Raw genomic sequence first — 5,985 nt, forward strand, 5'->3', positions numbered from 1 at the left:
TTCAGGCCCCAATGGTTTCGGCAGAACTAGACACATGACCTGGACCCGCCAATGAACTCGGCGCGCCTAAGAAGGCGACGATTCTGCTGCTCCTGATACCCTCCGCCGTAGGATCTCAATTGAGAATGGGGAGTCTGCCGTTCCTTATTGAAGCCGCCCCGCCGGAGGGGAAAGTCCGGAAATACGGTATGAGATATCGGTCGTCGTTCTCGCCGAGATGCGCAATCCATGACCTCACGTCTGGCATCGCTGGACGCAAGTATGATTTCGCTCAGTCGACGGCAAATACACTCTTGCGGCGCTTCCTCCCAAAGCGTGGGCCGCAAGGAGTACGACGATGCCAAACGTACGACATGTTTGGATAACAATTGCCTGGGCCGCGCTGTTAGCGGCAGGCTCGGGTTTGGCGGCCTTGGCTCATGACGGCGGCCACATTAGTGGCGGCCAAGGAGAGGGCTACGGTCACCGCCACAGTGACGAAGGACATGACGCGGGAGGGCCAAATGACCCTTCAAAGGCCGGGAGCATCGGCGGTCGCTGCCGGCGATCAGTTCTCAGAATGCTGATCTCATTGAGGCGAGAATTCCATCACCTGCAGAGGTGTGCGGCCAGTCGGGAGAACCAACTCGATACAGCGGTCGCCGAGGTCTTCCTGCGAGAATCGCTTCTTTGAATGTAACGAGACGAACCAGCATTGGTCCGGGCGCGCCCCGGATGGGCCGGCCTCCCCGGCAGGAGGAATCATGAATATCAATCATCCCGGCAAACCGGAGACGGAGGTCGTAGCATTGACCTTACCGCGTGCCAAAGAGGGGAGATTTGTCCGCGCGCTCCGCATCGTCGCATTTGGCGTTGCTGCCCTATCTGCGTTGTCCGCCGCTGCGTATGCCGGCCGGCAGTATTGGACGGTCTGGCGTTTCGAGGAATCGACCGACGATGCCTATGTGGAGGCCCACATCGTGCCAGTTGCACCTCAAGTCGCCGGCTACCTCGCCACTGTGCTGGTCGCAGACAATCAGAAGGTCAAGGCGGGCGACGTGTTGGCGACCATCGATCCGCGCAGCTTCAAGGCAGCCGTCGATGAGGCGAAGGCAGACGTCGCCGAGGCGAAGGCGAAAATCGTGAGCATCGACGCCCAGTTGGCAGAGCAGCGCGCCCTCATCGACGAGGCGGATGCCACCCTAAAGGCCGACCAGGCCACGGAGGTCTATGCCGCGCAAAATGACGAACGCTTCGAAACGCTTGCCAAGGGGGGATATGGCTCCGTCCAGAATGCACAGCAGGCAGCATCCCAGATCGGCGCCGCGAACGCATTGGTCGCGAAGGACAAGGCAGCCCTGGAGGCGGTGCGGCGAGAGGTCGGCACTCTCGCGGCCCAGCTTGATGAAGCAAATGCTGCTCTGCAGCACAACCAAGGAGCACTCGAGGAGGCAGAACTGAACCTAGGCTACACGGTTTTGCGGGCGCCCAGCGAAGGCGTTGTCGGTATGCGCCAGTTGCGGGTGGGCCTCTACGTCCAGCCTGGCATGCAACTACTTGCGGTAGTCCCGCTCGACGGTATCTATGTGGTCGCCAACTACAAAGAAACCCAGCTCTCCGAGGTCACTTCGGGCCAGAAGGTCAGGATCGACGTTGATGCTTTCGCCGACACCCCCGTAAGGGGCATCGTTGACAGCATCGCGCCGGCCAGCGGCCAAGAGTTCTCGCTCCTGCCCCCCGACAATGCCACCGGAAATTTCACGAAGATCGTTCAGCGGATCCCCGTCAAGATCGCAATAGACCGGGATGATCCTCTCGCAGGGTTGCTCCTGCCCGGAATGTCAGTCACCGCCACGATCACCGTTAGCCAACCGCCGCCAGATACAGAGCATGGCAGGTCTCGAAACCAGCCATGACCGAGACCCTACCGATGACATCGCATCGCGACAGGGAGGGTGCGACTTTCCGCGATTGGATCTGCATTTTCGGATGCATGCTCGGCGCGTTGATCGCTGTGCTGGACATCCAGATCACCAATTCCTCGCTTCCGGAGATCGAGGGCGGGATTGGTACGGGCTCCGACAACGGAACGTGGATATCCACCTCCTATCTCATCGGAGAAATCATCATGATCCCGCTGACGGATTTCTTCACGCGAGTGTTTTCGTTCCGCAGGTTTCTGCTCGGCAGCACCTGCCTGTTCCTCCTCTTTTCAGTCGCGTGCGCTTTCACGACAAGCCTCGGGCAGATGATCGTCCTCAGGGGTTTTCAGGGCTTCGCCGGCGGCGTGATGATCCCAATGGCATTCACCCGCGTGCTGACGTCCTTGCCACAACGCCAGCAGCCGGTTGGCTTGGCAGCATTTGCGCTCACGGCCACTTTTGGGCCTGCGATCGGACCGACTATCGGCGGTTACCTCACCCAGCACTATGGCTGGGAGTTTATCTTCTTCGTCAATCTCGTGCCGGGAGTCCTGATGCTCGGCCTGCTTTTTCCAACCCTCGAGCGGGAGAGGATGAACCTTTCGCTGTTGAAGGAGGGGGATTGGTATGGCATCGCCTTCATGATTGTTGGGCTTTCCTGCCTCCAGACCGTGCTCGACGAGGGCAACAAGAATGGCTGGTTTGGCTCGCCGCTCATCGTTCATCTATCGATCGTTGCCGTCGTCGCCCTTGCGGTCTTTGTCGCCATAGAGCTGACCGTTGATAGGCCTGCCGTTCAACTGCGGGTGCTCGTCCACCGTAACTTCGCGCTCGGAACCCTAGCCAACATGCTGGTCGGCGTCGCGCTGTTTGGCTCGGTCTATGTGCTCCCGGCCTATCTGAGCCAAGTCCAAGGGTACAATTCCGAGCAGATTGGTATGGTGTTGGCCTGGGTCGGGCTGCCCCAACTGGTAATTATTCCGTTCGTTCCCTGGTTGCAGAAGCATTTGAGCGCACGTGCAATCGTCTGCGCCGGGCTCGCGATCTTTGCAGCGAGCTGTTTCATGAACACGCATCTTAACGTGAATGATGGCAGCGATCAGTTCGTGACCACGAATTTCATCCGTGCATTCGGCCAGGCCATCGTCCTTGCTCCGCTTGCCGGTATTGTGATGGTCGGCATACCTAGCGAACTCTCCGGTGCGGCGTCCGGGGTTCTCAATATGATGCGCAGCCTCGGTGGGGCGCTGGGAACGGCCATGCTGGCAACACTGATCACCAGGCGGGAGCAATTCCATTCCAACATTATCGGGCAGTCTGTCACGCCCTACAGCGAGCCCACCGAGCAGTTCATATCTCGAATGACGGAATACATTATGTCGCGCGGTGTCTCAGACGAGAGTCTAGCACGCCACCAGGCGGAGGCCTTTCTCGGGAAGCTCATCGCGCAGCAGTCCCTGATCATGGCCTTCTCCGACACGTTCTACGTCCTTGGCATCATCTTGCTGGTGGCGGCGGTGGCGGTGCTGTTCACCCGGAGCCGTAGTCCAATGTGACAGGGTGCCGGGAGATCGACCTTCCCGCAGCTTCCGTCGCCGCGGTAGCCCGACAGGCCGAAGACGTCGTCTGGCTAGTGAATTCTCGTGTTGAACTGAAGTCGATTGCCACGGCCCGGAGGCCGACGAGCGTCATCGACGCATCCAGCTGCCTGCCAGTCATCCCTATGAATACTGGAACAGCCAAACCACAGAGCGAGCCGGACTGTACCTTCAGACGACCAGATCGGCCGATCTGACAGCTAATCGCGTGGGTCTCCCCCGACTTACATGCATCTAAAAGGAGTAGAGCAATGAATCCCCAACTGACTGACATCGAACAGGTCCGACGTGCCAAGGCGAGATACTGCCGTTTCGTCGATACCCGAGACCTGGAACAATTCGCCTCCCTTTTAGAGCCGACAGTCGAGGTTCGGGTCTTCAGCACCGAAGGCGAGCTCATCGCAAGCTTCGATGATCGCGAGAGCTATATGGACGCCATGCGGAGCTACATTCAAGGTTCGCACTCGATCCACCAGCTTCACAACGACGAAATCGATCAGATTTCGCAAACGGAGATCACCGCCATTTGGTCGATGGAGGACGTGCTTGTCTTTCCTGGAGCGGCCGCCGGTCTTCCGGCTCGGATCAAGGGCTACGGACATTATCATGAGCTATGGCGACTTGGCCCCTACGGTTGGCGTCTCGCGCGCATGACGCTTCGCCGGACGATCTTCGAAGTCACCAACGCGTAGGAGGCGATCATGGTTGGAAATCCGATTCATGTCGGAATTATCGGAGTGCACCCCGACAATGGCTGGCCGACGATCGCACACAAGGCGGCGGATGAAAGGCTGCTCGAATATCGCGTCACCACCATCAGCAGCAACCGGGTGGAGGTAATAAAGGTTGCAGCCGAGGGATTTGGCATCCCACATGCCGATACGAACGAGACGCTCGTCAATGATCCGGGCGTAGGTGTCGTCGTCGCGGTCACGGTGACGCAGCACAGGGAACTCGCAATCCGATTGCTCGAAGCAGGCAAGATCGTCTTCTGCGAGTGGCCTCCGGAGGCCTACGGTGCCACACGCCTTCAGGAAGTGCCATCGCCGAGCGTGGGCCTGAGTTCCCCGCGTCCCGTCTCCGACTTGAGGAACAACGCCCGCCTCGCACAGACCTTGGACGGCGCGGTTGACCTCCAGAGTCTAATCAATGCGATCGAATGTAGCGAGGGGGAGGCGGTCGATGTCTGAGACGATGCTGGCGCTTATAATGACGCGAGCGGGCGGACCCGAGGTCATGGAAACGCGCGAGATCGCCCGGCCGCGCATTGCGAACGATACGGATATTCTGGTTCGCGTGATGGCGGCGGGGGTCAATCCGGCCGACTGGCAGAACCGCCGCAATGGCGCGGTGTATGGGACTGGCCCGCGGGACGCATTCACCATCCTCGGCATTGACGGTACTGGGATTATTGAAGAGGTGGGTTCGGCAATCACCCATCTCCGTCCCGGGGACGCCGTCTGGTATGTCGATGGCGGCTATGCCGGCAATTTCGGCAGCTACGCCGAATACAAGGTGCTCAACGGGCATTATGCCGCGCGGAAACCCGTCAGCCTAGGCTTCGTCGAGGCAGCGGCGTTGCCGACGGTGGCGCTCACGGCCTGGGAGGCAGTATTCGAGAAGGCCGATGCCAAGCCGGGTAGCTTCGCCCTGGTGCATGGCGGCGCAGGAGGACTTGGACATATCACTATACAATACCTGCGCAGGCTCGGCGCCCGTATCGCGGCAACCGTCTCAGGCGACGCAAAAGCTGCCTTCGTGCTGTCACTTGGTGCTGAACTGGCGATCCAATATCGCGAGGAGGACGTTGCCGCCGCCTTGCGCCGCTGGACCGGAAAAGCCGGCGCGGATATCGTCTTCGACTTCGTGGGGCACGAGAATTTTGCGCGAAGCTTCGACCACGCCGCGCCGTTCGGCACTCTGGTGAACACCGTCGTCTCGCCATGGCCGAAGGGAAGCAACGATTCAGCGGAATGGAACAATCTCGACGTCCGCTTCGTCAATATCGGACAGCCGCAGATCGCGGGCGATCATCTTCGCCGGCTGAGACAGACCGATGTCTTGCGGCGGGTTGCCGGGATGGTCGATCGCGGCGAGCTGCACCCTCATGTCGACCGGGTGGTGTTGTTCGGCGGTGTTGGCGCGGCACACGAAGCTTTGGAGAACGGCCGTACGATGGGTCGTGTCGTCCTTTCCATTGCTCCGGACCTGGCTGCCTAGCGCCGGCGACCAACCACTGTTCATGTCAGTAAAGATCACACCATGGACATGGGACTTGTTGGAAAGCGCGTCCTCGTGATCGAACCGAGCACCGGGCTCGAGGCGATGGTGGAGGTATTCGCCGCGGAAGGTGAAGCCGCTTTCGTGCAGGGGCGGGACGAAGCCTGCGCGCAGGCCTTGGCCGAGTCGATCTTTGACGCCGGCGGTCGAGTCTAATGCGACCGCGTGCAGCGCTTCATCCGGCGGGGGGGAACGGGGCGCGACGC

The 5,985-nt window shown here is 60.1% G+C and carries 6 protein-coding genes; all 6 read left to right on the forward strand.

Features of this window, described 5'->3' with window-relative positions; translation table 11 throughout:
* Window positions 1–743: 743 nt before the first annotated feature.
* The 6 genes from EN964_RS21455 to EN964_RS37775 all read left to right on the forward strand — a co-directional run bounded on the left by EN964_RS21455 (window position 744) and on the right by EN964_RS37775 (window position 5,935).
* Window positions 744–1,895 carry an HlyD family secretion protein gene (locus EN964_RS21455; protein WP_127269550.1) on the forward strand — a complete coding sequence of 384 codons (1,152 nt, stop codon included), beginning with the start codon at window positions 744–746 and terminating at the stop codon, window positions 1,893–1,895.
* Window positions 1,892–3,457, forward strand: a complete 1,566-nt coding sequence (locus tag EN964_RS21460) for an MDR family MFS transporter (RefSeq protein ID WP_127270669.1) — start codon at window positions 1,892–1,894, stop codon at window positions 3,455–3,457. Before EN964_RS21455 ends, EN964_RS21460 begins: the two co-directional genes overlap by 4 nt.
* 293 nt (window positions 3,458–3,750) lie before the next feature.
* Window positions 3,751–4,191 carry a nuclear transport factor 2 family protein gene (locus EN964_RS21465; protein WP_127269552.1) on the forward strand — a complete coding sequence of 147 codons (441 nt, stop codon included), beginning with the start codon at window positions 3,751–3,753 and terminating at the stop codon, window positions 4,189–4,191.
* 9 nt (window positions 4,192–4,200) lie between these two features.
* Window positions 4,201–4,689 (forward strand): Gfo/Idh/MocA family oxidoreductase, encoded by a 489-nt coding sequence (locus tag EN964_RS21470; protein ID WP_127269553.1) that lies wholly within the window; start codon window positions 4,201–4,203, stop codon window positions 4,687–4,689.
* Window positions 4,682–5,719 carry a zinc-binding dehydrogenase gene (locus tag EN964_RS21475; protein ID WP_127270672.1) on the forward strand — a complete coding sequence of 346 codons (1,038 nt, stop codon included), beginning with the start codon at window positions 4,682–4,684 and terminating at the stop codon, window positions 5,717–5,719. The genes EN964_RS21470 and EN964_RS21475 overlap by 8 nt, the downstream gene beginning before the upstream one ends.
* A gap of 42 nt (window positions 5,720–5,761) precedes the next feature.
* Window positions 5,762–5,935 carry a hypothetical protein gene (locus EN964_RS37775; protein WP_164748740.1) on the forward strand — a complete coding sequence of 58 codons (174 nt, stop codon included), beginning with the start codon at window positions 5,762–5,764 and terminating at the stop codon, window positions 5,933–5,935.
* Window positions 5,936–5,985: the final 50 nt, after the last annotated feature.

Source organism: Mesorhizobium sp. M7A.F.Ca.CA.001.10.2.1 (assembly GCF_003998575.1).
In the GTDB taxonomy this organism is placed as follows: Bacteria; Pseudomonadota; Alphaproteobacteria; order Rhizobiales; family Rhizobiaceae; genus Mesorhizobium.